The organism is Nocardioides ganghwensis, from assembly GCF_014779655.1.
Taxonomy (GTDB): Bacteria; Actinomycetota; Actinomycetes; order Propionibacteriales; family Nocardioidaceae; genus Nocardioides; species Nocardioides ganghwensis.
On sequence record NZ_JACXYX010000001.1, the window covers coordinates 190511 to 215928 of the forward strand.

At 72.1% G+C, this 25418-nt stretch carries 24 protein-coding genes and 1 tRNA gene; 14 read left to right on the plus strand and 11 right to left on the minus strand.

Annotation, left to right across the window (positions count from 1 at the left end; all coding sequences use genetic code 11):
* Positions 1–7: 7 nt before the first annotated feature.
* From IEZ24_RS00905 to IEZ24_RS00920, 4 genes are read right to left on the minus strand one after another with little or no spacing between them, the layout of a single operon-like run.
* On the minus strand, positions 8–706 hold the full coding sequence (locus IEZ24_RS00905; RefSeq protein ID WP_165356165.1) for an ABC transporter permease: 699 nt from the start codon (positions 704–706) through the stop codon (positions 8–10).
* 11 nt (positions 707–717) lie between these two features.
* A complete protein-coding gene (locus IEZ24_RS00910; RefSeq protein WP_129456366.1) occupies positions 718–1629 on the minus strand; it encodes an ABC transporter ATP-binding protein in 912 nt (303 codons plus the stop codon).
* Complete coding sequence (locus IEZ24_RS00915; protein ID WP_129456365.1) at positions 1626–2525, minus strand: ABC transporter permease; 900 nt, start codon at positions 2523–2525, stop codon at positions 1626–1628. The genes IEZ24_RS00910 and IEZ24_RS00915 overlap by 4 nt, the downstream gene beginning before the upstream one ends.
* On the minus strand, positions 2518–3477 hold the full coding sequence (locus IEZ24_RS00920) for an ABC transporter ATP-binding protein (RefSeq protein ID WP_242498568.1): 960 nt from the start codon (positions 3475–3477) through the stop codon (positions 2518–2520). The genes IEZ24_RS00915 and IEZ24_RS00920 overlap by 8 nt, the downstream gene beginning before the upstream one ends.
* A 103-nt stretch (positions 3478–3580) precedes the next feature.
* On the opposite strand from IEZ24_RS00920, the gene IEZ24_RS00925 reads away from it, so the two are divergent.
* From IEZ24_RS00925 to IEZ24_RS00945, 5 genes are all read left to right on the plus strand, one after another.
* Positions 3581–3662 (plus strand) — tRNA-Gln (locus IEZ24_RS00925).
* 17 nt (positions 3663–3679) lie between these two features.
* Positions 3680–4057, plus strand: a complete 378-nt coding sequence (locus IEZ24_RS00930; protein ID WP_165356164.1) for a hypothetical protein — start codon at positions 3680–3682, stop codon at positions 4055–4057.
* Positions 4054–4518, plus strand: coding sequence for a TspO/MBR family protein (locus IEZ24_RS00935; protein WP_165356163.1), 465 nt, complete (start codon positions 4054–4056; stop codon positions 4516–4518). The genes IEZ24_RS00930 and IEZ24_RS00935 overlap by 4 nt, the downstream gene beginning before the upstream one ends.
* A gap of 118 nt (positions 4519–4636) precedes the next feature.
* Positions 4637–4927, plus strand: a complete 291-nt coding sequence (locus tag IEZ24_RS00940) for a hypothetical protein (protein WP_129456363.1) — start codon at positions 4637–4639, stop codon at positions 4925–4927.
* Positions 4924–6282 carry a glycosyltransferase gene (locus IEZ24_RS00945; protein ID WP_129456362.1) on the plus strand — a complete coding sequence of 453 codons (1359 nt, stop codon included), beginning with the start codon at positions 4924–4926 and terminating at the stop codon, positions 6280–6282. The genes IEZ24_RS00940 and IEZ24_RS00945 overlap by 4 nt, the downstream gene beginning before the upstream one ends.
* 6 nt (positions 6283–6288) lie before the next feature.
* Here IEZ24_RS00945 and IEZ24_RS00950 read toward each other — a convergent pair whose 3' ends face one another.
* The 4 genes from IEZ24_RS00950 to IEZ24_RS00965 all read right to left on the minus strand — a co-directional run bounded on the left by IEZ24_RS00950 (position 6289) and on the right by IEZ24_RS00965 (position 11114).
* The gene (locus tag IEZ24_RS00950) at positions 6289–7944 is read right to left on the minus strand and encodes a SulP family inorganic anion transporter (RefSeq protein ID WP_129456361.1); all 1656 of its coding nucleotides are present in this window, start codon (positions 7942–7944) and stop codon (positions 6289–6291) included.
* A 74-nt stretch (positions 7945–8018) separates the two neighbouring features.
* Positions 8019–8957 (minus strand): alpha/beta fold hydrolase, encoded by a 939-nt coding sequence (locus IEZ24_RS00955; protein ID WP_129456360.1) that lies wholly within the window; start codon positions 8955–8957, stop codon positions 8019–8021.
* Positions 8954–10423, minus strand: coding sequence for a flavin-containing monooxygenase (locus IEZ24_RS00960; RefSeq protein ID WP_129456359.1), 1470 nt, complete (start codon positions 10421–10423; stop codon positions 8954–8956). Before IEZ24_RS00960 ends, IEZ24_RS00955 begins: the two co-directional genes overlap by 4 nt.
* Positions 10424–10475: 52 nt before the next feature.
* On the minus strand, positions 10476–11114 hold the full coding sequence (locus IEZ24_RS00965; protein WP_165356162.1) for a TetR/AcrR family transcriptional regulator: 639 nt from the start codon (positions 11112–11114) through the stop codon (positions 10476–10478).
* A 126-nt stretch (positions 11115–11240) separates the two neighbouring features.
* Between IEZ24_RS00965 and glmU the strand changes: the two genes are divergently transcribed.
* Together glmU and IEZ24_RS00975 are read left to right on the plus strand one after the other, a co-directional pair.
* Positions 11241–12677, plus strand: a complete 1437-nt coding sequence (gene glmU / locus IEZ24_RS00970; RefSeq protein ID WP_129456357.1) for a bifunctional UDP-N-acetylglucosamine diphosphorylase/glucosamine-1-phosphate N-acetyltransferase GlmU — start codon at positions 11241–11243, stop codon at positions 12675–12677.
* Between the two features lie 112 nt (positions 12678–12789).
* Entirely contained in the window at positions 12790–13761 is a 972-nt protein-coding gene (locus tag IEZ24_RS00975) for a ribose-phosphate diphosphokinase (protein WP_129456356.1), read from the plus strand.
* Here the strand turns inward: IEZ24_RS00975 and IEZ24_RS00980 are convergent.
* Complete coding sequence (locus tag IEZ24_RS00980) at positions 13752–14387, minus strand: maleylpyruvate isomerase family mycothiol-dependent enzyme (RefSeq protein WP_129456355.1); 636 nt, start codon at positions 14385–14387, stop codon at positions 13752–13754. The two genes, IEZ24_RS00975 and IEZ24_RS00980, sit on opposite strands and share 10 nt — an antisense overlap.
* Before the next feature lie 263 nt (positions 14388–14650).
* Entirely contained in the window at positions 14651–17086 is a 2436-nt protein-coding gene (gene pepN, locus IEZ24_RS00985; protein WP_224744699.1) for an aminopeptidase N, read from the minus strand.
* Between the two features lie 243 nt (positions 17087–17329).
* Here pepN and IEZ24_RS00990 point away from each other — a divergent pair, with 243 nt between their 5' ends.
* From IEZ24_RS00990 to IEZ24_RS01000, 3 genes are all read left to right on the plus strand, one after another.
* Positions 17330–18010, plus strand: coding sequence for a 50S ribosomal protein L25/general stress protein Ctc (locus IEZ24_RS00990; protein WP_129456353.1), 681 nt, complete (start codon positions 17330–17332; stop codon positions 18008–18010).
* 167 nt (positions 18011–18177) lie between these two features.
* Positions 18178–18762, plus strand: coding sequence for an aminoacyl-tRNA hydrolase (gene pth / locus IEZ24_RS00995; protein WP_129456352.1), 585 nt, complete (start codon positions 18178–18180; stop codon positions 18760–18762).
* A gap of 178 nt (positions 18763–18940) precedes the next feature.
* The gene (locus tag IEZ24_RS01000) at positions 18941–19657 is read left to right on the plus strand and encodes a class I SAM-dependent methyltransferase (RefSeq protein WP_129456351.1); all 717 of its coding nucleotides are present in this window, start codon (positions 18941–18943) and stop codon (positions 19655–19657) included.
* A 103-nt stretch (positions 19658–19760) separates the two neighbouring features.
* Here IEZ24_RS01000 and IEZ24_RS01005 read toward each other — a convergent pair whose 3' ends face one another.
* Positions 19761–20783, minus strand: a complete 1023-nt coding sequence (locus IEZ24_RS01005; protein ID WP_129456350.1) for a hypothetical protein — start codon at positions 20781–20783, stop codon at positions 19761–19763.
* A 200-nt stretch (positions 20784–20983) separates the two neighbouring features.
* Between IEZ24_RS01005 and IEZ24_RS01010 the strand changes: the two genes are divergently transcribed.
* The 4 genes from IEZ24_RS01010 to IEZ24_RS01025 all read left to right on the plus strand — a co-directional run bounded on the left by IEZ24_RS01010 (position 20984) and on the right by IEZ24_RS01025 (position 25382).
* Positions 20984–21796, plus strand: a complete 813-nt coding sequence (locus tag IEZ24_RS01010) for a glycosyltransferase family 2 protein (protein ID WP_129456385.1) — start codon at positions 20984–20986, stop codon at positions 21794–21796.
* Entirely contained in the window at positions 21793–22926 is a 1134-nt protein-coding gene (locus IEZ24_RS01015; RefSeq protein WP_129456349.1) for a glycosyltransferase family protein, read from the plus strand. The genes IEZ24_RS01010 and IEZ24_RS01015 overlap by 4 nt, the downstream gene beginning before the upstream one ends.
* Before the next feature lie 160 nt (positions 22927–23086).
* On the plus strand, positions 23087–24580 hold the full coding sequence (locus tag IEZ24_RS21930; protein WP_129456348.1) for a lipopolysaccharide biosynthesis protein: 1494 nt from the start codon (positions 23087–23089) through the stop codon (positions 24578–24580).
* A 4-nt stretch (positions 24581–24584) separates the two neighbouring features.
* Positions 24585–25382 carry a hypothetical protein gene (locus tag IEZ24_RS01025; RefSeq protein WP_129456347.1) on the plus strand — a complete coding sequence of 266 codons (798 nt, stop codon included), beginning with the start codon at positions 24585–24587 and terminating at the stop codon, positions 25380–25382.
* The last annotated feature ends 36 nt before the right edge of the window (positions 25383–25418 follow it).

A 25418-nucleotide genomic window follows, 5' to 3' on the forward strand; every position in this document is an offset into this window, starting at 1 on the left:
TGGGAGGTCAGTCCTCGCCGCGGAGGGAGAACGACCGCAACCGGTCGCCGGCGAACCAGACGGCGACGACCGTGACGAGGAGGCTCGCCACCACGGCGTAGGGCAGGTCGACGACGTCGGGCAGGTAGTCGGAGACCTCGTGGCCGACCCGCAGGCCCCACTGGCCGATGCTCAGCCAGGCGACCCCGGTGAAGAGGTTGCCGAGCAGGCCCTCCCAGATCAGCACGAACATCAGCGAGGCGATCACCGCGTGGCGGGTGACCGCCGAGATCGCGACGAAGAGGGCGGAGTACGCCGTGCCGGCGACGGCGGCGGCGACGAGGAGCGCAGTCGAGCGGGTGGTGTGGCCGGTGACCAGGCCGGCGACGAAGATGGGCAGCGCACCGGTCACGAGCGTCGCGGCAAGGGCCACGAGCCACTTGCTGAAGGCCACGCCGTAGCGGTTCACCGGCTTGGACAGCAGGTAGACGATCGAGCCGTCGTCGACCTCGGGCCCGAGCACCGAGGACGCCGCGAGGATCGCGACGAGCGGCAGCACGAGCGGGTAGCCCAGGTTGGGCAGCACCGAGAAGGCCGCGTCGCCGTCCACGAGGGCCGTGACCAGCGCGACCAGCCCGACGAGAAGCGTCGGGAAGGCCAGCAGCAGGTAGAAGCGGCGGCGGCCGAGCAGCGCCTGAAGGGCCAGCTTGGCAATGGTCCCGTTCATCATCCCCGCGTTCATCGGGCCACCAGGTAGGCGAACACGCTCTCCAGCGACTCGTCGCTGGGGGAGAGCTCGTACAGGGTCACGTCGTGCTGCCGGGCCAGGCCGGGGAGGCTGACGGCGAAGCTGCCCAGGTCGCCGACCTGGACGTCGAGCCCATCGGTGCGCAGGCTGACCGCGCGTACGGACTCCTCGGCCATCAGCGCCGCGGCGAGGGCGCGGTCGTCGCTGGACTGGATGGCGTAGCGCACCGGCCGGTCGGTCATCAGGCGACGGATGGCGCCGAAGTCGCCGGAGGCCGCGTGCCGTCCGGAGACGACCACCTCGATGTGGCGCGCGAGCCGCTCGACCTCCTCCAGGATGTGGGAGCTGAACAGGACCGTGCGGCCCTCGTCGCCGAGGCGCCTCAGCAGGTCCATCAGGTGCATCCGCTGGCGCGGGTCGACGCCGTTGAACGGCTCGTCGAGCAGTAGCACGGCCGGGTCGTGGACGAGCGCGGCGGCGATCTTCACGCGCTGCCGCATGCCCTTGGAGTAGGTGTCGAGGCGTCGCCCGGCCGGCTCGACCATGTCGACGACCTCGAGGATCCGCTCGGTGGCCGCGGCGGCGTCCGGGAGCCGGTGCAGGTCGGCGTTGGCCCGGACGAACTGCCGTCCGGTGAGGTAGCCGAAGCTGAGCTCGCGCTCGGGGACCAGGCCGATCTGGCGGTAGGTCTCGGTGTTGCGCCACACCGGCTTGCCGTCGAGCGTGACGTGCCCGGCGGAGGGGGCGAGGAAGCCCGACATCATCGCCATCAGCGTCGTCTTTCCGGCGCCGTTGGGGCCGAGCAGCCCGGTGACCCCGGGGCCGATGGACAGCGACACGTCGTTGACGGCGACGACGTTGCCGAACCAGCGCGAGGCCGAGTCGAGGACGAGGGTGCTCACAGCGACCCCACCTTCCGGAAGCGGGCGACCAGCCCGAGCAGGCAGCCGGCGGCGATCAGCGCGGCCACGATCACGTAGGCCGGGACCCAGGCGCCGTCGACGGGGACGGGGGTCTCGATGCCGGCGTCCCACGCGTTGGCGAGGCCGGTGTAGAGCGACCAGGGCGAGACCAGCCCGACGCCGGTCGAGACCGCCTCGCTGTCGCCCTCGAAGTAGGCGATGTTCTGCATGACCGTCACGACGCCGGTGAGCACGATCAGCGCCATCACCGAGCCGACGACGGCGAAGCCGCGCCGCAGCGACACCGACGAGATGAGCCCGCTGAGGCCGGCGACGAGCATCGCGAGGAGGACCTGGAGGGTCACCGCCTTGAGCATGCTCGTGGCCTGGTCGCTCTTGTCGAGGCCGGCCAGCATCGCGCCGGCGAACAGCACGGCCGTGGGGACGGCGGTGAAGACGAAGACCGCGACGGTCAGCGAGAGCCACCGCACCAGCGCGAGCGCCGTCGCGCCCAGGGGCCGAGCCAGGTAGAGCACGATCGAGCGGTGGCGCAGGTCGCGCGAGAACAGCACGGGCGCCTGCGCGGCCGCGAAGAGGCTGACCAGCAGCTGCGTCTGGTTGGTGTAGTCGGCGTAGGACACCGGCAGCTCGTCGAGTCCGGTGAGGACCACGACGCCGACGACGATCGCGGCGGGCAGCAGCGACATGGCCAGCAGCAGGAACGGCATGACCTTCGACTTGCCCGACCGGCCCAGTCCGTACGCGTGGCGCAGACCGGTCGCGAAGAGCGTACGGGCGATGGCGCCCGAGCCCTCGCGCACGCCGTCGAAGCGGCGGTAGCCGAGGTCGTGGATGATGCCGGGGCGACCCGCGCCCGACGGCGAGTGGTCAGGCACGGGTGCCTCCTTCGAGGAAGACGTCCTCGAGGTGGCGTCGGTCCGGCTGGAGGCGCATCAGGCCCAGGCCCAGCTCGGCGGCCACGTCGCGGATCAGGTCCTGGGCGGCGCCGCCCTCGGCGAGCTCCGGCGGCGGCGGGTCGATGGCGACCATCGCGCCACGCGGACGGCACGACAGGCCGCGCTGCGCGAGCGCCTCGCCGAGGCGGTCGCGCTCGGTCTCGGTGCCGACGACCTCGACGAGGAGGCTGCCGGTGCGCTGGGTGAACTCGCCGGTCGCGCTGCTGCGCAGCAGGTGCCCGCCGTCGAGCACGATGACGTGGTCGCTGACCTGCTCGAGCTCGCCGAGCAGGTGGGAGGTGACGAGCACCGCGATGCCGAAGTCGCTGCCGATCCGCTCGACGAGGCGCAGCATGTCGGTCCGCGCGGCCGGGTCGAGGCCGTTGGTGGGCTCGTCGAGGAACACCAGGCGCGGGTCGTGGGCGAGGGCCTGGGCGAGCTTGGCGCGCTGCTTCATGCCGGTGGAGTAGCCGCCCATCGGGCGGTAGCGCTCCTCGTCGAGGCCGACGTGGCGCAGCACGTCGGCCGAGCGCTCACGGGCCGCCGACGCCCCGAGGCCCGACATGCGCGCCATGTGCACGACGAAGTCGCTCGCGCTGACATCCGGCGGCAGGCAGTCGTGCTCGGGCATGTAGCCCACCAGGCGACGGATCTCCTGGCCCTGGTGCTCGATGTCGTGACCCAGCACGCTGGCCTGCCCGCCGGTCGGCTCGAGCAGGCCGAGCAGGATCTTGATGAGCGTCGACTTGCCCGCGCCGTTGGCACCGACGAGACCCGTCACGCCCTCGCCGACGTCGACCGTGAGGTCGGTCAGCGCGTGGACCGTCCCGTAGTGCTTGGTGAGGCCCGCGGTCGAGATGACCGGCGGGCGCCCCATGAGTTCCCCCGTCACCCGCCTCACGCTAGCGGGCGCGGCCCTGCTCGACATCAGGGATCGCCCCGATCAGTGTGGAGGTGTGGTGAAGATCGGCTCGGCCCTAGGCTTGGCGCCACATTCCCCGGTTGGTCTGCCGGTAGGGCCCGCCTGACTTTGAATCAGGACTAGCGACGTAGGTTCGACTCCTACCCGGGGAGCCACTCGGTAGCGTCTGGCCATGACCGTCTCCGAGCTCGTCGGCGTCTACGACGCGGACGGCGGCCTGCTGGGCGAGGCGGCGTACGTCTGGGGGAAGGTTCGCGGCACCCGGCACTGCGCGCTGTGCGACATCACCCACTCGATCGTGCGCCGCAAGGGGGAGTGGGACCGGATGGTGGCGACGCTGCCCGTCCCCGTGCGGCTGCTGCACCTCAACGAGCTCGACGACGACCTGGTCGCTGCCGTCGCCGCGACGCGGGCGCCGGTGGTGCTGGCGCGCGAGGGCGACGGCTGGCGCGAGCTGGTCGGTGCGGCCGAGCTCGACGAGATGGTGGGCTCGGTGACCGCCTTCGAGGCCGCCGTACGCGCGCGCCTCGCCGACGGGGGATCGCCGTGACGGCATGGGCGCCGACCCTGGCCTGGTGCGCGCTCGTCGTGGTCTTCGCCGCGCTGTCGAACGCCTGGAACGGCCACGAGCCGGGCTGGTACGCCTCGCTGGCGCGGCCGTCCTTCCAACCGCCCGACGTCGTCTTCGGCGTGATGTGGCCGCTCAACTTCCTGCTGCTGCTCGTGGTCGGGCTGACCGCCGTACGCACCGCGCCGACCGGTGCGGCGTGGGCGGCCACCGGCGTGCTCGCCGTCTCGGTGGCGCTGGCCCTCGGCTGGGCCTGGCTGTTCTACGTCCCCCACAGCCTCGGCCCGGCTGCGGTCTCGCTGGCCGGCGCGGCGCTGCTGACCTGGGTGCTCGTCGTCGTGGTCGCGCGGTTCGAGCCGTGGGGCGGCGTGCTGCTGGCGCCGTACGCGCTCTGGCTGTCGGTGGCGACCGTGCTGTCGGTCTCCTACGCGCGCCTGAACTGACGTCCGGTCACGACGGCAGGAGGGTCGGGCCGTGGGCCCCGGCCGGGAGCGGGACCTAGGACCCTGTCGGGCGCTCCGCGGGCTGGCGAGACTCGGAGGGAGACCCGAGGAGATCGCCATGTGTCCCGCGAGAGCACCCCGTCCACCGTCACCCGAGCCCGTCCAGGTCGTGGTCGAGGACGTCCACGACCTCGAGGAGCGCGTCAGTGACGCCGCACGGCGGGCCAGGGCCTGCCACCGCGCGGTGGAGCTCGTCGAGCCGTTCGTGGAGGAGTGCGACCACGCGGCGCGGGCGGAGCTGATCCGCCGCATGGATGCTGCGCTGGACGTCGCCCGCCGGGCCGCGCCCGGGGTCGAGATCCGGGTGGGCCCTCACGTCGGCGTGCCGCGACCCCGTGGTGCGTCGTGACCGGCCTGGTCGAGGTCCAGGTGGCCCCGGTCGCGCTGGAGCGGCTGGCCTCGCTGCTGCCGCCGGAGCGGGTGGAGCGGATCGAGGTGTACGCCGCCGAGGCCCGACGCCTCCTCGCCGGGCGTACGGTCTGGAACGTCAGCTCTACCGCACGCGGCGGCGGCGTGGCGGAGATGCTGCACACCCTCGTCGCCTACGCGGCCGGGACCGGGATCGGCATCCGCTGGTTCGTCATCGGCGGGGACCCGGGCTTCTTCACGGTGACCAAGCGCATCCACAACCGGCTGCACGGCGTCCCCGGTGACGACGGGGCACTCGACGCCGCGGCCCGGGCGACGTACGACGCCACGCAGGCGCGCCACGTCGACGAGCTCGTCGACCTCGTGCAGCCCGGCGACGTCGTCCTCCTGCACGACCCGCAGACCGCGGGGCTCGCCGGGGCGCTGCGGGAGCGGGGTGCCTGGGTCGTGTGGCGCTGCCACGTGGGCCTGGACGAGAGCAACCAGTGGACCAAGGAGGCGTGGGGGTTCCTGGAGGAGCTGGTCGCGCCCGCCCACGCCGTCGTCTTCTCGCGGGAGGAGTTCGCCCCCGACTGGGTCGACCGGCGGTGGCTGCGGATCATCCCGCCGTCCCTCGACCCGTTCAGCCCCAAGAACGCCGAGATGGCGCCGGCGGAGGTCGAGGCGCTCGTGCACCGCCCGGGGCTGGTGGTCGAGGGGCCGCCGCTGCCGACCGACGCCCCTCTGGTGCTGCAGGTCAGCCGCTGGGACCGGCTCAAGGACATGGCCGGTGTGATGGAGGCCTTCGCCGCCCACCTCGACGAGCTCCCTCCCGACGTCCACCTCGTGCTCGCGGGGCCGGAGACGGACGGCGTGGCCGACGACCCCGAGGCGAGCGAGGTGCTCGCCGAGTGCCGCGAGCGCCATCGCTCGCTCCCGGAGCGGGCCCGCCTGCGGATCCACCTCGTCTCGGTGCCGATGGACGACCTGGACGCCAACGCGCGGACCGTCAACGCCCTCCAGCGCCGCGCGGCGGTCGTCGTGCAGAAGAGCCTCGCGGAAGGGTTCGGCCTCACTGTCACCGAGCCGATGTGGAAGTCCCGTCCCGTGGTCGCCTCGGCGGTCGGGGGCATCCGCGACCAGGTCGAGCACGGGGTGAGCGGCCTCCTGCTCGACGACCCGCGCGACGGTGCCGAGCTGGCGGCGGCGCTGACCTCCCTCCTCGGCGACGAGGACCGACGGCTCGCGCTGGGACGCGCTGCCCACCTGAGGGTGCGCGACCAGTACCTCGCGGACCGGCACCTCATCCAGTACGTCGACCTGTTCGCGCAGCTGCTCGCTGCCGCCGAGGCCTAGCAGGCCTCACGGCTGCCCGGTCGCCGCCCGGTATCCGTCGAGCGCGGTCGGCAACGTGGGGAAGATGTGCTCGGCCCCGATCCGGTCCAGCAGGCCGCTCGGCTCGAGGGCCTCGCGCTGCTCCTGCTTGAGACGGGCCAGCGCCAGCACGACGCCCTCGGCCTCGAGCTCGGCACGGAGCGTCTCGAGTGCCTGTGCGCCGGTGAAGTCGACCTCGCCGATGGCCTCGGTGTTGAGCAGCACCCACTGCGGGGCGTACGCCGCCACGGCCTCCCGCACGCGGGTGAGGAAGTTGTCGGCGTTGGCGAAGAAGAGCGGTGCGTCGTAGCGGTAGACGAGCAGGCCGGGCACCGGGACGGCGTCGGCGTAGTCGTCGACGTCGTGCATGCCCGCCAGGTCCGGGACGATCCCCTCGATCGCGTCGTGCGGCCGCGCCACCCGGCGGATCACGTCGACGAGCGAGAGGCTGATGGCGACGACCACCCCCTGGAGCACGCCGAGGGCGAGGACTCCCGCGGTCGTGGCGAGCGCGATGAACAGCTCGGTGCGCCGGTAGCGCGCGATCCGGACGAACTCCTCGACGTCGATGAGCCTAAGGCCCGCATAGACGACGACGGCCGCCAGCGCAGCGTCGGGGAAACGGGCCAGGACCGGCCGCAGCGCCACGACCAGGACGAGGGCGGCGCCCAGCGTCGACAGCCCCGCCCAGCGGGACCGACCTCCCACGGCGTCGACGATCGCCGTACGGCTGCCGGAGCTGCTCACCGGGAAGCCGTGCACCACGCCGGCTGCGACGTTGGCGGCGCCCAGCGCGAGGAGCTCGCGCCGCGCGTCGATCCGGTCGCCGTGGCGGTCGCCGAAGGCGCGGGCGGTGAGGACGTTGTCGGTGAAGCCGACCACGGCGATCGCCAGGGCGGTCGTCAGCAGCGCCCACGACCCGAGCAACGACACCGGCGGCAGGCCGAGCGAGGGCAGCGCGAAGGGGAGCGCGCCGACGACGGCCACGCCGTCGTCGGACAGCCCTGCCACCGCGACGGCGAGGGTCGCCACGAGCATGCCGACGAGCGGAACCGGACCCGTCGGCCACGCCCAGGCTCCGGCCAGGAGCAGCAGGAGCGTGCCGAGGCACACCGCGAGGGTGGGCCAGTGGACTGCCGACGGGTGCTGCACGAGCCACCACGTCTGCGCCAGCACGCTGCCGTCGGGGACGTCGGCGCCGCTCCCGCGAGCCGTCTGCGACAGGACCATGAGACCCGCGATCCCGGCCATGTAGCCCACGAGCACCGGCTTGGAGAGCAGGTCGGCGAGGAACGCGAGCCCACCGACCCACGCGAGCAGGCACACGGCACCGACGGCGAGGGCGAGCACCGCAGCGGTGTCCTGCGCGGAGGCGCCCGGCACGGCGAGGGTCGCGAGGGCGGCGCCCGTCATCAGGGCGGTGGTCGACTCCGGTCCCACCGAGAGCTGGGGCGAGGAACCGACGACGAAGTAGACCGCGAGGGCGACGAAGGCCGCCCAGAGACCGGCGGCGGGCGGCACGCGGGCCAGGCCGGAGTAGGCCAGGACCTGGGGCACGAGGTAGGCCGCCACGGTGATGCCGGCGACGACGTCGCCGCGCAGGGCGCCTCGCCCCGGCGGTCGGAGGGTGGCCGACCAGGACATCGCGACCTCCCTCGTGCGCGGTCCCCGCGCGGGACCGCCTCAGGGCCAGTCGATCGTAGGACGCACGCGGCCCGTTAGGGCACTTCGTCCCGTCGTCGGCTGCCGGCGCCGACCCGGGCCAGGAAGGCGCGGTAGTCGGCGGCGCTGCGTCGGGGCGCCTCCAGCATCGGCATGTGACCGATGCCCGGGTAGAGCACCGTACGGGCTCCCGCGATGCCGTCCGCCCACGCCCGCGCGGTGCTCGGGTGGACGAGCCGGTCCTCCTCGCCCCACATCACCAGGGTCGGGGCGGTGATCTCGTCGAGCCGGTCGTCGAGGGTGGCGACGCCGTGGAAGTCGGCGAAGATCTCGGCCAGCTGCTCGCGCCGTGCGACGTAGTCGGCGGCGACCGCGGCCCTCAGCACGCCGGGGAGGAAGGGCGGGCGCGCCATCGTCATGGCGTAGAAGTCGGGGAAGTCGGCGACGCTGTCGAGCAGGAACGGGTTGCGTCCCTGGCGGATGAGCAGCTCGGCCTCGCTCGGCTCGGGCGACGCGACGCCCACCGCGTCGCTGAGCAGCAGCGAGCGGACCCGCTCGGGGTGCTGGACGGCGAGCGTGGCGGCGACGAAGCCGCCCATGGAGTTGCCCGCGACGTGGGCGGCGTCGATGCCGAGGCGCTCGAGGAGCGTGGCGACGCGTGCCGCCTGCGCCGGAGCCGAGTGCCCCGCGCCGCTGGTGAAGCCGGTCGCGCCGTGCCCGGCCAGCTCGGGCACGACGACGCGGTGGTCGCGCAGCAGGTGGCGGGCGAAGCGGACCCACACCACGCGGTCGGCGGAGTAGCCGTGGATGAGCACCACCGCCGGGGCGTCGACCGGCCCACCCTCGAGGAGCGCGAGGGAGCAGTCCCCGACGTCGACGCGACGCTCGCGCAGGCCGTACGCCCGCGCCTCCGCGGCGGTCGCGGCGGCGTACGCACGACCGGCGAGCGTCGTACGCCGGCTCGAGCCGGCGGCCTGGTCGACGAGGTCCTTCATGCTGGCGTCCCTTCGGAGGCGATGACGTGGTGCTCGGGTCGGAAGCGCCGCGCGAGGCGGCGGAAGGAGAAGGAGAAGCCCGGGAACATCGCGATCACGCGGCCCGAGCGGGACCGGTACCACGACGTGCAGCCGCCGTCGTGCCACACGGTCTTCTCCATCTCGCGGTGGATGGTGGTGGTGTAGGCGTCCTCGGCCTCGGGACGCACCTCGATGCTCGCCGCGTCCGCGGCGAGCACGGCGTCGATCGCCCGCAGGAGGTACTCCATCTGCGACTCGATGACGAAGATCGCGCTGGTGTGGCCGATGCCGGTGTTGGGGCCGGTGACGACGAAGAAGTTGGGGAAGCCGGGCACGGTCGTGCCGAGGTAGGCGCGCGGGAACTCGTGCCAGAAGTCGGCGAGCCGCGCGCCGTCGCGGCCGCGCACCTCGTAGGGGATCAGCCCGTCGGTGGCGTCGTAGCCGGTGGAGAAGACGACCACGTCGAGGTCGAGGTGCTCGCCCGATCCGGTGACGACGCCGGTCGCGTCGAAGCGGACGATGCCGTCGTGGCGGTCGTGCAGGGTCGTGCCGGGCGCCGACAGCGCGGGATAGAGGGTGTCGGACAGGATGATGCGCTTGCAGCCGATCGTGTAGTCCGGCGTGACCTTGGCGCGCAGCTCGGGGTCGGACACCTGGGCTGCGATGTGGCGCAGGGCCTCTCGCTGCGCGACCCGCCGGAGCAGCCGGCGGCTGTGCTTGAAGCCGATGACCCGGGTCTCGAGCTTCCAGTAGATCGCGGTGCGCAGCGCCCGCTGCACGGGCCGCAGCCCGAGCAGCCGCCGCTGGAGCGGGGTGAAGACGCGGTCCGGGCGGGGGAGCACCCAGTGGGGGCTGCGCTGGAAGACGTGCAGCTCGGCGACCTCGGGCTGGATCGCGGGGATCACCTGGGCGGCGCTCGCGCCCGACCCGACGACTGCGACGCGCTTGCCGGCGAGGTCGACGTCGTGGTCCCAGCCGTTGGTGTGGAAGGTGCGCCCCTCGAAGTCGTCGAGCCCGGCGAACGCCGGCACGACCGGCGTGCTCAGGGGTCCGGAGGCGTTGACGACGAACCGGGCGCGGTGGACCGTGCCGTCGCTGGTGCGCACGCACCACGCCTCACCGTCCCACTCCGCGGCCACGACCTCGGCGCCGAGGACGGTGCGCTCGCGCAGGCGGTGCTTGTCGATCACGTGCTCGGTGTAGGCGCGCAGCTCGGCCTGCTCGGCGTACATCCGGGTCCAGGGGTAGGGCTCGGAGGCGATGGAGTAGAGCGGCGAGGGCACGTCGACCGCGGCCCCGGGGTAGGAGTTCTGGCACCACGTGCCGCCCATGAAGTCGCGGCGCTCGAGGATGCGGACGTCGGTGATCCCGCGGCGCAGCAGGTTGATCGCCGTCACCTGGCCGCCGAAGCCGCTGCCGATGACGAGGACGGTCGTGGTCTCCACCCCCGCAGGCTAAAGTGATGACGTTTGATTCCGCATCGAGGGGTGACGCAGGTCACGTCCCGGGCGGCGGGTGGGCCAGGGCGGTCGCGGCGCCGGCGAGGAACTGCGACAGCGACTCGGTGACGACCGCCCGCTCGGTGGCGAAACCCGTGATCGACCACGTCACCACGGCGTTGCTCACCGCCCCGACGGCGGCGCTGGCCATCAGCTCGCGGGCGGCGTCGGGGAGGGCGGCGGTGTCGTCGCGGTCGGCGAGCACGTCGAGCATCAGGTGGCCGAAGCGCTGCATCCGGGTCAGGTAGGTCGACTCGACACGGGGGCTGACGCCGAGTACCTCGAACCACACCACCCGCGCCAGCCGCGGGTCGACCTCGACGAGGGTGAGGAAGGCGTCGAGGCCGCGGCGGGCCAGGTCGCCCACCTCGCCCCTGCGGTCGCCGAGCGCCTCGAGCGCGGCCTGCTCCAGGCGGGCGGTGCCCTCGTCGTACACCGCGACCAGCAGGTCCTCGGTCGAGTCGAACTGCTCGTAGAAGTGGCGGTCGCTGATCCGGGCCTCGCGGCAGAGCAGCCGTACGGTCGTCGCGCGGTAGCCGACGGTGCCGAAGAGCTCCAGCCCCGCGTCGAGCAGCTGGCGACGCCGACGCTCGAGGCGGTCGCTCGCCGACTCCCCGGCATAGGTGCGCCCGCTCACGGCGTCATTCGACCACAGGGCGGGATCCGGGCGGCGGCCCGCGACGCCGTTCACGGCGCCGGCGCAGGGGCCGCGGCACCCCCACGCAGGTGTCTCGCCCGAGACGGCCAGTGACACACTGCGCCCATGGACAACCTCACCGTCATCGTCCTCGCCGCAGGCGGCGGCACCCGCATGAAGTCGAAGACCATGAAGGTGCTGCACCCCATCGCCGGACGCTCGATGATCGGCCACGTGCTCCGTGCCGTGCAGGCCGTGGAGCCGACCCGGGTGGTCGCGGTCGTGGGCCACCAGCGCGAGCAGGTGGGGCCGCACATCACCGAGCAGCTGCCGTCCGCCGTGCTCGCCGTCCAGGAGCAGCAGCAGGGCACCGGCCACGCCGTCCGCATCGCGATGGAGGCCGCGGGCACCACCACCGGCACCGTGCTCGTCGCCGCCGGTGACACCCCGCTGCTGGAGGGCGAGTCGCTGCGGGTCTTCGCCGAGGAGCACGAGGCGGCCCAGCGGGCGGTGAGCATCCTGAGCGGCCGGGTGGCCGACCCGTTCGGCTACGGCCGCATCGTGCGCAACCACGAGGGCGACGTCGAGGCGATCGTGGAGGAGAAGGACGCCACCCCCGAGCAGCGCGAGATCGCCGAGATCAGCTCCGGCATCCTGGCCTTCGACGCCGAGTTCCTGGTGTCGGCGCTGGAGCGGATCACCAACGACAACGCCAAGGGCGAGTACTACCTCACCGACGCCGTCGGCCTCGCGCGCGAGGACGGCCTCACGGTCGGGGCGCACGTGATCGACGACGTCGAGCAGACCGAGGGCGCCAACGACCGCGTCCAGCTCGCCGAGCTCGGCCGCAAGCTCAACCAGCGCATCGTCACCCGCTGGATGCGCGAGGGCGTCACGGTCATGGACCCGGCGACGACCTGGATCGAGGCCGACGTGGTGATCGAGCCGGACGCCACGATCCTCCCCGGCACCCAGCTCCTCGGCGCGACCCTCGTCCACGAGGACGCGGTGATCGGCCCCGACACCACGCTGAAGGACTGCGAGATCGGCGTCGGCGCGCGGGTCGTGCGCACCCACGCCGAGCTCGCCGTGATCGGTGACCGGGCCTCGGTCGGGCCGTTCGCCTACCTCCGACCGGGCAGCCGGCTCGGCGTCGGCGGCAAGATCGGCACCTTCGTGGAGACCAAGAACTCCTCCATCGGCGACGGCGCCAAGGTGCCGCACCTGTCCTACGTCGGCGACGCGGAGATCGGCGAGGGCACCAACATCGGCGCCGGCACGATCTTCGCCAACTACGACGGCATCGCCAAGCACCGCACCGTCATCGGCCGCCACGCCCGTACGGGCTCCAACAACACCTTCGTCGCCCCCGTCGAGGTCGGCGACGGTGCGGGCACCGCCGGCGGCACGACCGTACGCCGCAACGTGCCGGCCGGTGCGCTCGCCGTGAGCAGCAGCCCGCAGCGCAACCTCGAGGGTTGGACCGAGTCGCGGCGGCCCGGCACGGCGCAGGCCGAGGCCGCGCGAACGGCTCGTGAACAGCAGGAGAAGACCGACCAGTGACCCCGGGGTTGGTGGTGGCCGGGAAGTGGGCCAGACTTCTGTCCAGCACCTCCGAACGAGCCTTCCCCCCGAGGCCGACCAGGACAGCGAGGAGTCGCGTCGCGTGACCGGAATGAAGCGGACCACCGAGAAGAACCTGATGGTCTTCAGCGGCCGGGCCTACCCCGACCTCGCGACCGAGGTCGCCGACCTCCTCGAGTGCGGGCTCGTCCCCCAGGACGCGCGGGCGTTCGCCAACGGCGAGCTCTACGTGCGCTACGAGGAGTCCGTGCGCGGCTGTGACGCCTTCGTGATCCAGAGCCACACCGCTCCGATCAACGAGTGGATCATGGAGCACCTGATCATGGTCGACGCGCTCAAGCGCGCATCGGCCAAGCGGATCACGGTCGTCATGCCGTTCTACGGGTATGCCCGCCAGGACAAGAAGCACCGCGGCCGCGAGCCGATCTCGGCCAGGCTGGTCGCCGACCTGTTCAAGACCGCCGGCGCCGACCGGCTCATCACCGTCGACCTGCACGCCGACCAGATCCAGGGCTTCTTCGACGGCCCCGTCGACCACCTGATGGCGCTGCCGATCCTCACCGACTACGTCAAGGAGAAGTACGGCGACCAGCAGCTCGCCGTGGTCTCCCCGGACGCCGGCCGGATCAAGGTCGCCGAGCGCTGGTCGGCCCGCCTCGGTGGCGTGCCGCTGGCCTTCATCCACAAGACCCGCCGCATCGACGTGGCCAACGAGGTCGTCGCCAACCGCGTCGTCGGCGAGGTCAAGGGCAAGATCTGCATCCTGACCGACGACATGGTCGACACCGGCGGCACGATCGTGAAGGCCGCGGAGGCGTGCATGGCCGACGGCGCGGCCGGCGTGATCATCGCCGCGACCCACCCGATCCTGTCGGACCCGGCCGTCGACCGGCTGAAGAACTCCTCCGCCATGGAGGTCGTGGTCACCAACACGCTGCCGGTCCCGCCGGAGAAGCAGTTCGACAAGCTCACCACGCTCTCGATCGCGCCGCTCATCGCCCGCGCGATCCGCGAGGTCTTCGAGGACGGCTCGGTGACCTCGATGTTCGACGGTCACGCCTGAGCCGGGAGCAGCTCCGTCCCCTCGCCGCTGAGTCCCTCGGCGACGCGCCCCCGGCCCATGCACACCATCAGCAGCTCCTGGACGGGTCCGGTGAGCGTCGGTCCGCGTCCGCGCGACCAGTCGATGTCGGTGGCGACCATCCGGGTGCCCTTCACCACCGCACGCGACCCTGACAGGAACGCGAGCGTCCGGCTCCGGTCGGCCGCCACGGCCGCGGCCTCGGGTGCCATCTCGTGCCTCAGGCCGAGCGGTCGGAGGATGTCCTGGTGGTGCACGAGGGCGTCGATGAGGGGCTCGACAGGGGTCGTGGTGGGCACCTTGCGGGTGGAGGAGTCGTACGTCTGGAAGTCGGCGAGGATCGACTCCCTGGTCGATCGCTCACCCAGGCGTTTGACCTCCCGGAAGATCATCGCGTTGTAGCCGTGTCCGAGGTTGCGGGCGACCATCCCCGGCATCTGAGCCCAGCCGATCTGCGGGTGGGCGATGACGTGGGCGGCGACCTCCTTGACAGTCCATCCCTCGCAGAGCGACGGCTGCTCCCACTGCTCGTCATCGAGGCCGGCCAGCGTCGCAGCGAGGGAGCGTCGCTCCTCATGGATGTGCTGCCAGATCGTGGCCTTGTCCATCGCCAGCGCTCCGCGGTAGTCAGAGAGTCGTACTACATGGTCAGCCTGGCTGACCAATACCGTCAAGGGAGAAGTCCGTGCAGCTGCCCACCGCGCGACGCCCGGGCCCGGCTGATCCGGATCTCCCAGCGGGGCAAGGAGGCCCAGGCGTGCGCGCGCGAGATGGAGCAGCGGCTCGACGCGGAGTTCGAGGCGCACCTGGGTCCGCGGCGGATGCGCGAGCTCAGGCGGTCGCTGGAGTCCTTGCGCGAGATCACCGACCCCTACGCCTGAGGCAGGGTGCGCTGGAGGTCGTCGAGGGAGTCGTTCCACGAACGGGCGAGCACGGTCGGGACGTCCCCCTCCAGCGCGGCGGCGACGGTGTCGCGCAGCTCCAGTCGGGACTCCGTGCTGAGTGGCAGGCTCGGGAACGCGTCGCCGATGACGTCGCCCATCGCCTGGCCCGAGCGGCGGGCGAGGTCGAGGCCGTCGGTGACGTAGCGGGTGAGGTAGGGGCGGACCAGGTCGGCCTGCTCCCACCCCCAGAACCCGGCGGCGACGGCGTCGAACTCGTGGTTGCCCAGCTCGCCGCCCATCAGGCGGTCCCAGGCCTCGGCCTTGGCCTCGGGCGTGGGTACGGCGGCCCGCGCCGTGAGTGCCGCGTGGTGCCCCGCGACGGACCGGTCGCGCTCGGCCTCCGCGTCGATGTGGGACGGGTCGCCCAGCTCGGCCAGCCGGTGCACCGCGGCCCAGCGGACCCCCGGGTCGACCTCGTCGCCCCGCTCGAGCCACTCGACGAGGAAGGTCCGGTCGGCGCTGAGCCGGGCCAGCGCCCGGGACGCGCCCGGGGCGAGGTCGGGGACGCCGCCCTCCACGGCATGGCGCGCGAGGTCGGCGACGACCGCCAGGTGGCCGGCCACGTCCTCCGGCGCGGCGTAGCGCCGGGTGACGGACTGCAGCGCCTTCATCACGCCCTCGAAGACCAGCGGGTGGGTCTCGGGTCGCAGGTGCCGGTCCGCGAGGTCGACGAGGTCGCCGACGCCGATGACCTGCGACTCGCACAGGTCGACCGCCGTCCACCACAGCATCGCCCGGGTCAGCTGCGACTCGACCGACGACAGCCCGGCCGTGATCGCGGCCCACGACTGCTCGTCGGGCCGGATCACCGCGAACGTCTCGTCGCCGGAGTTGGGCACCACGACCCGGCCGGCGAACTCCTCGAGCCGCACGGGCTGGCCGCCGAGGTGCACGTCGCGGGAGCCGACGAGCCGCATGTCGTCGTCGTAGGCCGACACGGTGAGGCGGTGCGGCCGCGAGCCCTCGCGGGTGAGGACGGGCACGCCTGAGTCGTCGCGGGTCACCCGCAGCGTGTCGAAGCCGGTCGTACGCAGCCACGCCTCGGCCCACGCGCGTACGTCGTGGTCGCTGGCCGAGTCGAGGGAGTCGAGGAAGGCGGCGAGGTCGGCGTTGCCGAAGGCGTGCTTGGTGAGGTGCGTGTTGACCCCGGCGAGGAAGTCCTCCTCGCCGAGCCAGTGGCCGAGCTGCGCGAGGGCGGCGTTGCCCTTGGCGTAGGTGATCATGTCGAAGTTGGCGAACGCCGTGTCGACGTCGACGATCTTGTCGGTGTCCTCGGCGATCGGGTGGGTCGAGCGGCGCCGGTCGGCGCGGTAGCCCGCGGGCTTGCGGGTGATCGCGGCCGACGTCCACGCGTCGGTGTAGCCCGCGGCCGTCCCGGCCACGTCGTAGCCCATGAAGTCGGCGAACGACTCGTTGAGCCACGAGTCCTCCCACCACGTCATCGTCACCAGGTCGCCGAACCACATGTGCGCCATCTCGTGCGCGATCGTCGAGGCCATCCACTGGCGCTCGAGCTCGGTCGGGGTGCCCTTCATCAACGCCTGGTCGCGGTAGACGACGCACCCGGGGAACTCCATCGCACCCCAGTTGAGGCCGGGCGCGAAGACCTGCTGGTAGTCGGCGTAGGGGTACTCCGGCTCGAAGACGGTCGTGTAGTGCTGGAAGCACGTGCTGGTGATGCGCCGGAGCTCGTCGGCGAAGCGGCGGAGGTCGTGCTCCTGCGAGGCCCGCGCGTGCCAGCCGAAGGGCAGGGTGCCGCCGGGAGCCGGGGCGTACGGCTCGTCCCACGTCACCGACACCCACGGCCCGCCGACGAGGGTGAAGAGGTAGGACGAGAACGGCGGGGTGGTCTCGAAGGTCCAGGTGTCGTGGGTGGTGTCACCGGTGGTCCCGGTGGACCGGCCGGCGAGCCGGCCGTTGGCGAGGACGGTCCAGTGCGACGGCGCCGTGACCGTCACGTCGAAGGTCGACTTGATGTCGGGCTGGTCGAAGCAGGGGATGACCTTCTGCGTGATGTCCATCGAGGTGTGCGCGCAGACGTAGCGCTCGCCGTCGGCCGGGTCGACCGTGACCGTCATCCCGTCGCCGTCGGTGACGTAGGGCATCCGCGCGGTCACGCGGACCGTGTTGGTCGCGGCCAGGTCGGGCAGCGGGATCCGCCCCTCGGCGTACGCCGCCGGCCGGCCGTCGAGGGTGACCTCGGTGGCGCCGTTGAGCTCGAGGAAGGTGGAGGCGCCGGGCCGGGTGCAGCCGAAGGAGATCGTCGCCTCGACACCGAAGTCCTCGGTGGAGGTGAGGTCGAGGTGGACCTCGGTGCGGACGTCGGTCAGCAGGGCGGCGCGCTCGCGCGCCTCGGGGAGCATCAGGGGCACCGGGCAACCCTAGGGGGCCCGCCCGCGCGACGGCATCCGGGATTCGACCGGGCGTGCGGGCGGGGTCTAGAGTTGACGGGTTGCCTCGGCGAGGGAGCCCGTACGACCAGGACTCCGTGATCGACTGGGCCGGTCCGCACTGCTGCGCCGCGCTCACGATCCGGAGCGCGGCGTTCGTCGTCTCCGGCCTCGAGGCCCCCGAACCTCACCCCGATCCCGACCCAGGAGAAGAAGATGTCTGCCCCCGAGAAGATCACCACCGAGGCCCGCACCGAGTTCGGCAAGGGTGCCGCGCGCCGCATCCGTCGCGAGGACAAGATCCCCGCCGTCATCTACGGTCACGGCAACGACCCCGTCCACGTGATCCTGCCCGGCCACCAGACGATGATGGCCCTCAAGCACGGCGGCGCCAACGCGCTGCTCGCGCTCGACATCGAGGGCTCCGAGCAGCTCGCCCTGACCAAGGACGTGCAGATCGACCCGATCCGCCGCGTCATCGAGCACGTCGACTTCGTCGCCGTCCGTCGCGGCGAGAAGGTCACCGTCGACGTCCCCGTCCACGTGACCGGCGACGCCGCCCCGGACACGCTGGTCGTCACCGAGAACGCCGTCGTGTCCGTCGAGGCCGAGGCCACCCACATCCCCGAGTTCTTCGAGGTCTCCGTCCAGGACGCCCCGATCGGCACCCAGATCCACGCCAAGGACCTGGACCTCCCCTCGGGCACCACGCTGCTCGCCGACGAGGAGCTGCTCATCGTCAACGTGACCGAGCAGATCTCCGCCGAGGCCCTCGAGGCCGAGCTGGAGGAGGCCGAGGCCGAGGCCGGCATCGAGCACGACGCCCCCGAGGCCGAGGCTGCCGAGGGCGACGAGGCCCCGGCCGAGGACGCCGGCGAGGGCTCCGACTCCGAGTGACCGAGCGGGCACGTCGTGCCCGCCCTCACCGCCGACCGGGCGGTTCCTCCCCACTGCCGGGGACGAACCGCCCGGTCGTCGCACGTGACGGGGGAGGACGTGCCCGGTCGTCGCACGTGACGGGGGAGGACGTGCCCGGTCACCGGGATGGAAGGATGGATGGGGTGATGGAGCAGAGCGATGTGTGGCTGGTCGTCGGCCTCGGCAACCCTGGCCCCGCGTACGCCGGGCACCGCCACAACGTCGGCTACCTCGTCACCGACGAGCTGGCCTCCCGGATGGGCAGTCCCTTCCGGTCGCACAAGTCCGGGCGCGCCGACGTCGTCGAGGGCAGGCTGTCCCTGGGCGGTCCGCGCGTCGTGCTGGCCCGCGCTCGCGGCTACATGAACGAGTCCGGCGGTCCGGTGAAGGCGCTCGCCACCTTCTACAAGGTCGCGCCCGACCACGTGATCGCGATCCACGACGAGCTCGACATCGCCTTCGGGACGTTGCGGGTCAAGCTCGGCGGCGGGGACAACGGGCACAACGGCCTCAAGTCGATGCGCTCGTCGCTCGGCACGGGCGACTTCTACCGCGTCCGCGCCGGCATCGGGCGGCCCCCCGGTCGCCAGGACGTCGCCGACTTCGTGCTGTCCAACTACTCGACCGTCGAGCGCAAGGAGCTGCCCTTCCAGGTCTCCGACGCCGCCGACGCGGTCGAGTCGCTGATCACCGACGGCCTCGAGAAGACCCAGCAGCGCTTCAACTCCTGAGCCCGGCTCGCCCACCCGGCTCACCCATCCCGGCTCACCAATCCCGGCTCACCAATATCGGCGAATCGGCCACCGGCCGCGGCGTACGACGGACCGGGCGGCGGCACCATGGCGGGGCCACACCGGAGCGACCGTGCGCGGTCGCTCGGTGTGGACCACACGTCGAAGGGGATCCACCTTGAGCTCGCTCCTGTCACCCGCAACCGTCGGCCGCCGCTCCCGGGACGCCCTGATCCGCGCCCGCGGACGGATGATCTTCGCCGTGCCGGACACGTGGCGCGGCCGCGTGGCGGCGACGCTGCCCGCCCGGCTGGTCCCGCCCGAGATGCGGCCCGGCTTCTTCGAGCACTTCTTCGACGAGGGCGACCCGTTCGGGTTCGACGTCCACCCCGAGGAGCAGCTCAAGTTCGACCGCACCCTCGAGGTCTGCGGTGACGGTCCGCTGGGACGCGTGCTGGAGCTCGGCTGCGCCGTCGGGTCCTTCACCGAGGTGCTCGCGCCCCGCGCCACCGACGTGCTGGCCCTCGACGTGTCACAGTCCGCGGTCGACCAGGTGCTGCGGCGGTTGAGCGGGCACGACAACGTCCGGGCCGTCGCGATGAGCATCCCGGACGAGTTCCCCGACGACACCTTCGACCTCGTCGTCGCCTCCGACGTCCTCTACTACCTCCCGGTGCCGGTCCTCCAGCAGTGCGTGGACCGGATCGAGGCCAGCCTGGCCCCGGGCGGAGCCTTCGTCTCGGTCCACTACGTGCCCCGGATGGGCAGCGTCCTCAACGGCGACGAGGCGCACGACGTCGTGACCGCCCACACCCGCCTCGAGCACGTGCTGTCCGAGCGCACGGAGTTCGGGGCCGGTCGGACATACCGGGTCGACCGCTTCGTGAAGTCCTGATCCGCCCCGACCGCCGACCGGTCGCCGACGGAGCAGACCGATCCACATCAGGACGGACAGCGAACCGGCCCGCCCCCACGGGGGGCGGGCCGGTTCGTGTCGGTCAGTGCGTGGGCTTGGGGCAGACCGTCCCGGCCGTGGGTGCCTCGACGCGCTCGAGCCAGTCCTCGCGCCACAGCGGCAGGTGCTCGCGGGCGCAGAACCACGCACCCGCCGTGAAGTGGCCCTTGCACACGACGTCCTCGAGGGCGATGCACTCCTGCTTCATCTGCAGCAGCTCGCCCGTCTGCTCGTTGATGAGTCGCTCGACGCGCTGGTGCACGCGGAAGGTCTGGCCGCAGTACTGCACCATCTCGTGGGTGAAGAGCATGCCCCGGTGTGCCCCGCCCGAGTTGAGGGTCCGGCCGATCTCCTCCTTGGACCGCACCCGTACCCAGTCGCCGGGCTGGAGGCCCAGCTTCTCGCCGTCGACGCGGTCCTTGCCGGCGACCTCGAGCGGCAGGTAGGGGCGCAGGCCGGCCTTGCGCGCGAGCTTGGTGACCAGGGCGCTGGAGCCGACGCGCACCAGCTCCGGGACGCCGACGTTGCCGACGCGGACCTCCCGGACGTACTGGCCGACGGCCTTCTCCGGCATCGGCGTGGTGGCGCGGGTGGCCTCGGTCGCCTGGCAGCGGAACACCTCGCCCTTCTCGGGGTCCGTGCGGTGGGCGCCGATGTCCAGGAGCGGGAGCAGGCGCTCGGGTGCCACCGCGTGCGGGTCGTCGTCGGGCGACGACGCGTCGGCGTGCTCGAGCCAGATCTCCTTCCAGAAGATGCGGCACTCCGCCTGGCAGCCGCCGTGGCCGGAGCCGTCGCAGCGGGTCTCGTTGAGCAGGACCGCGTCGGTCATCCGCCTACTGCGGGACTCCTGGCCCATGTAGTCGCAGATCTTCTCGAGCCGGCGGTAGACGGTCATGGTCCGTCCGGCGAACTCGGTCATCTCGAGCATGAACGGGACGTTCTCGTAGGACCCCGTCTCGTCGAGGGTCTCGAGGATCTCGTGCAACGGCCGGAGCCGCACCCTGTCGCCGGGTCGCAGCGACCCGGGCTCGACCAGCCTCCTGGCCGATCCTGTCGTGATGGTCATGTGCACATCGAGCCGCACCGACGACGGCCGCGGGAGGGTGGCACGGGGGTTTTGCCCCAGAGAGGGTATGCCGGGGACGCCTGGTACCGACCAGACTCACCCGCAGGGGGAGGTGCCGGAGCGCGAGAGCGCGACGCGCTCGGCATCCACCCGGATACTCGGCATCCACCCGGATAGGGGAGCACGTGGGACAGGCGGCGATGAAGACACAGGCGTGGGCGCGCGCGCAGCTGCGTGACGCGTACGGCACCTGGCCGCTCTTCGAGGCCCGGGCAAAGGCCCTCGGCTGGCCCCGCGCGATCGCCGCGGCCCGGACCGAGCGGAGCGAGGTGCAGCGGCTCTCGCGCGCGGTGAGCGTTCCTCCTTCGCTGGTGGCGACGATCATCCCCACGCACCGCCGTCCCGACTCCCTGGCGCGAGCGGTCGACAGTGCGCTGGCCCAGACGGTCGGGGACCACGTCGTGGTGGTCGTCGACGATGGCGCGGGCCTGTCGCGCCTCCCGGTGGACGACCGACTCGTGGCCGTCTCGCTCTCGAAGAACGTCGGTAGCCCGGGGGTGGTGCGCAACGTCGGCATCGCGCTGTCCCGTTCGACGTACATCGCCTTCCTCGACGACGACAACCTGTGGTGCCCTCATCACATCGCGACTGCGCTGCAGGCGATGGGGGACGCGGACCTCGTCTACACCGGGGTCGAGCGCGCGCACCCCGATGGGACCGTCCTCGACGTGCTCGCCCGGCCGTTCGACCGTCGTGCGCTGGCAGACGGGCCGTACGTGGACACCAGCAGCATCGTGGTGCGCCGCGGGCGTGGCGTGCACTTCAGCCGGCTGCCGCGATCCAGTCCGAAGGTGCCCGGGGAGGACTGGGAGCTGGTCTGGCGGCTCAGCCGCCGCCGACGGGTCCGACACGTGCCCGAGGTGACGGTGAGCTATCTCGTCAACCCGGACAGCTACTTCACCCGGTGGGACGTCGTCCCCGCCGAACGGCCGCACGACGGGGACGCGCGATGAGCAGTTGTCCGCGCGTGGTGATCGCCTCCCGCAGGGGCATCGAGCAGAAGGTCTGGCAGGCCTCCCAGCTCGAGTTCGAGGACGTGGTCGCCGAGGTCGACGACGTGGCGTGGTGCCTGCCCCGGCCGCTCCCCGGAGGCCCACCCGTACGCCTCGCCCACGGCCTGCTCAACCGCGCGGGACGCCCGCTCGGCCGGGACCGCCGCGCGCGGATGCTGCCGCCTGTCGCCGGTGGCGACGTCGCCGCCGAGCTGTTCTTCGCGGTCTTCGCCGACGCCAACGAGATCGGCATGCTGCCCCTCGTGGGGCGTACGGCCCGAGCCGCCGGGGCACGCATCGCCTGGATCGTCGAGCTGTGGACCCCGCAGCTGGCCCAGGTGTCGGACTACCTGCGGCAGCTGCGCGACTTCGACCACGTCATCGTGTCCAACCGCGCGGTCGTGGACGCCGTGCAGCAGATCACGGGCGTGCCGTGCTCCTACATGCCGCTGGCCATCGACGCGGACCGCTACGTCCCGCCGGGCCACGGCGCACCCGCGCGCACGGTCGACGTCGCGAGCTGGGGCCGTCGCTTCGCCGGCACCCACGACCCGCTCGTGCGGGCGATGACCGACCAGCAGCTCTTCTACCACTTCGACACCGTGCACGGCCCGTGGTCGGTCACCGATCACGCCGAGCACCGGCTCGTCCAGGCGCGGCTGCTGCAGCGCACCCGCTACTCCGTCGTCTACCGCATCAACGACGAGCCCGGCCGCATCGACCGGACCGGCGGCGAGGAGTCGCTGACCAACCGCTACTTCGAGGCGCTCGCGGCGGGCACGATCATGCTCGGCACCGCGCCCGACTCGAGCGAGTGGGACGACGCCTTCCCGTGGCCGGACGCCGTGGTGACGATCCCGGTGCCCGCCCCCGACATCGTCTCCACGATCCGTGAGCTCGACCAGGACCCGGCCCGGCTCGAACACGCCAGGACTGCAGCGGTGACCACGTTCCTCAGGCGTCACGACTGGGCCCACAGGTGGCGTGACGTCCTGGCGCTCGCCGGCCTTGCCGAGCCCCGGGCGCTCAGCGAGCGGCTGCACCGCCTCGAGGCACGCGCCCTCGCGTGGGACGTCCCGGTCCGGCTCTAGTCGTGCCTCAGCGCTCGTCGGCTCCCTCGCGGGCTCGTACCCACTATTGGGCAGCGTGCCTTCTCTGCCACGCGGTCGCGTTCCCGGGCGGGGAGTCTGGAGTCGCGCCGTCGGCGAAAGACGACGTTGGGGGAGCACGAGTGGATCCGTGGGGGAAAAGGTGACCAGCACGCACGAGTCGAGCAGCATGTCGTTCGACGCCGTGATCGACACGGAGGGCGTGGCGACTGCTTCACGCCACACCATGCTGTCCCAGGTGCTCACCCAAGCCTCGCGCCTGGGCGTGAGCATCGTGCTTGCGCGCCTGCTCACGCCCCACGACTTCGGAGTCGTCGCCGCCGGCATGGTGGTCATGGTCGTGGCATGGCAGCTCACCGACCTCGGCACGTCAGCCGTGGTCATCCAGCGCGAGGCGGTCGACGATGCTCTCCTGAGTTCGCTCTTCTTCTTCAACCTGTTGCTCGGCACGCTCCTCGCTGCCCTCACGGTCACCCTCGCCGGACCGATGGCGAACGGTCTGGGGCAACCTGCCGCCGCCCCAGCCATTCAGGCGCTGGCCGCCGTCTCGCTCCTCGGGGCGTTGGGGAACATGCACCACGCTCTGCTGCGCCGCACCATGCAGTTCGGCCGGCTGGCGACCGTCAACATCGCAAACGCGGTCGTCAATGGCGCCGTCGGGATCGGGCTCGCCTTCGCCGGGGCCGGCATCTGGGCGCTCGTCGCCGGAACCGTGGCCGGGGTGGCCGTGTCGACAGCCGGCGCTTGGCTGTACGTCGCGTGGCGTCCCTCGCCGAGCTTCAGCTTGCACCGGCTGCGCGAGGTGGCGAGGTTCAGCATCAACTTCTTCTGGTCGAGCGCACTGGCGGTCTTCTTCGCGCAGCTGGACAAGGTGGTCATCAGCCGGATGCTCGGCGGCGTCGCGCTTGGCACGTACACCGTCGCGCAGCGCACGGTGACCTCCCCGATGAATGCCGTGGGCGCAACCGTCTCGACGGTGAGCTTCTCGGCCTTCGCTCGCGAGCAGGACAACCCGGAGACGCTTCGCGCGGGCGCGATCCGGGCGACAGGCGTCGTGGCCCTGGTGGTGCTGCCTGCAATGGTCGGTCTGGCAGTGATGGCGGAGCAGGCGGTGCTGGTGGTCTACGGCGCGCAGTGGGAGGCGGCCGTACCGGTCATCCAGGTGCTTGCCCCGGTGGCGGTCGTGCAGGCCGTGCTGAGTGTCACCTCGTCGGTGATGCTGGCGATGGGACGCAGCGATTGGCTCTATCGGTGGGGCCTGGCGTACTGCCTGGCGGGTGCCGTCGTGATGATGGCGTGCGCGCGCTGGGGGCTGCTCGGCGTGAGCCTGGGCCTGGCCGGGGTGATGGTCGTCCTCGCGCCGCTCGAGATGAAGATGTCCCTCAGCCTCATCGACATGCGCCTGTCCACCTACCTGCGCTCCGTCCTCCCCCTGGTCCTCGTCACGGTGGTCATGGCTGCCGCGGCACGCCTGGCGGCCGAGGGAGCCGCGCTCCTCGAGGCAGGCGTCGTGCTGCAGCTGGCTGCAGCGGCATCAACCGGTGGCGTCGTGTACGCCTTTCTGATCTGGCATTCCGGACTACCCGCGGTCGACGACGCACGTCGGGTGCTGGGCCGTTGGGCGAAAAGGAGATGACTGCATGGATGCCGTTGACATCCTGAAGACCTGTCTGCGCCGGTGGTACGTGATGCTGCCGATCCTGCTGGGGGCAGCGGGCGTGAGCTATCAGCTCGTGGGGTCGCAGGAGACCACCTACACCGCTGCGACCTCGTACGGGCTCGTCCAACCTCAACTTCCTGTCAGTGCGTCCGAAGCCGACCGCAACCCACTCGGGGCGGACGGCAAGGCACTCGTGGGCGCGGCGCTGCAGGCCCAGCTGAACTCCCAGGAGACCCAACGTGAGCTCGGCAGCGCAGCCACTCGCGGGTGGGGCCCTGGGCAGTCGGCGAACGGCTCCTCCTACTCGGTGGAGATCCCGATGTACCAGACCACGTACGAGGTGCGGGCCTGGGGGCAGGACGCGCAGGCCGTCCGCGAGGTGGTGGACCGGGTGGTGGCGGCGGCTCCCGGGATAACCGACGAGCTCCAGAGCCGGGCGGGGGCCCCGGCCGGGGTCCGCTACAAGCCCTTCATCCTCGCGGCCACGCAGGTGGAGGCGCTGCCCTCCACCTCGGCGGCGAAGCTGGTCGTGGCGGTGATGGGTGTCGGGGTGCTGGTCGGTGCCGCTTGGGCGATCGTGACCGATCGCCTGCTGGGGCGGCGTCGCCAGGCGGAACGGACGGTGACCAGCTCATCCCGTCCCGTTCTGCGACCAGCGGGACCGCGCCCTGCGCCGTCCCGGCCGGCCTCCACCGCCGACCCCGCCGTGCCGCCATTGCGCCAGCGCCCGCCGCGCGCCCAGCCACCACGTGGTGGTCAATCCTCACTGCGGCGGTGACGTCATGCCGGTCGATCTTCGCTTGAGGTTGCATCG

Coding starts and splice junctions, on each gene's coding strand:
- IEZ24_RS00905 (WP_165356165.1), bottom strand. CDS start 706: ATGAACGGGACCATTGCCAAGCTGGCCCTTCAGGCGCTGCTCGGCCGC.
- IEZ24_RS00930 (WP_165356164.1), top strand. CDS start 3,680: ATGACCGTCTCCGAGCTCGTCGGCGTCTACGACGCGGACGGCGGCCTG.
- IEZ24_RS00940 (WP_129456363.1), top strand. CDS start 4,637: ATGTGTCCCGCGAGAGCACCCCGTCCACCGTCACCCGAGCCCGTCCAG.
- IEZ24_RS00950 (WP_129456361.1), bottom strand. CDS start 7,944: ATGTCCTGGTCGGCCACCCTCCGACCGCCGGGGCGAGGCGCCCTGCGC.
- IEZ24_RS00955 (WP_129456360.1), bottom strand. CDS start 8,957: ATGAAGGACCTCGTCGACCAGGCCGCCGGCTCGAGCCGGCGTACGACG.
- glmU (WP_129456357.1), top strand. CDS start 11,241: ATGGACAACCTCACCGTCATCGTCCTCGCCGCAGGCGGCGGCACCCGC.
- IEZ24_RS00975 (WP_129456356.1), top strand. CDS start 12,790: ATGAAGCGGACCACCGAGAAGAACCTGATGGTCTTCAGCGGCCGGGCC.
- IEZ24_RS00980 (WP_129456355.1), bottom strand. CDS start 14,387: ATGGACAAGGCCACGATCTGGCAGCACATCCATGAGGAGCGACGCTCC.
- pepN (WP_224744699.1), bottom strand. CDS start 17,086: ATGCTCCCCGAGGCGCGCGAGCGCGCCGCCCTGCTGACCGACGTCCGC.
- IEZ24_RS00990 (WP_129456353.1), top strand. CDS start 17,330: ATGTCTGCCCCCGAGAAGATCACCACCGAGGCCCGCACCGAGTTCGGC.
- pth (WP_129456352.1), top strand. CDS start 18,178: ATGGAGCAGAGCGATGTGTGGCTGGTCGTCGGCCTCGGCAACCCTGGC.
- IEZ24_RS01005 (WP_129456350.1), bottom strand. CDS start 20,783: ATGACCATCACGACAGGATCGGCCAGGAGGCTGGTCGAGCCCGGGTCG.
- IEZ24_RS01010 (WP_129456385.1), top strand. CDS start 20,984: ATGAAGACACAGGCGTGGGCGCGCGCGCAGCTGCGTGACGCGTACGGC.
- IEZ24_RS01015 (WP_129456349.1), top strand. CDS start 21,793: ATGAGCAGTTGTCCGCGCGTGGTGATCGCCTCCCGCAGGGGCATCGAG.
- IEZ24_RS01025 (WP_129456347.1), top strand. CDS start 24,585: ATGGATGCCGTTGACATCCTGAAGACCTGTCTGCGCCGGTGGTACGTG.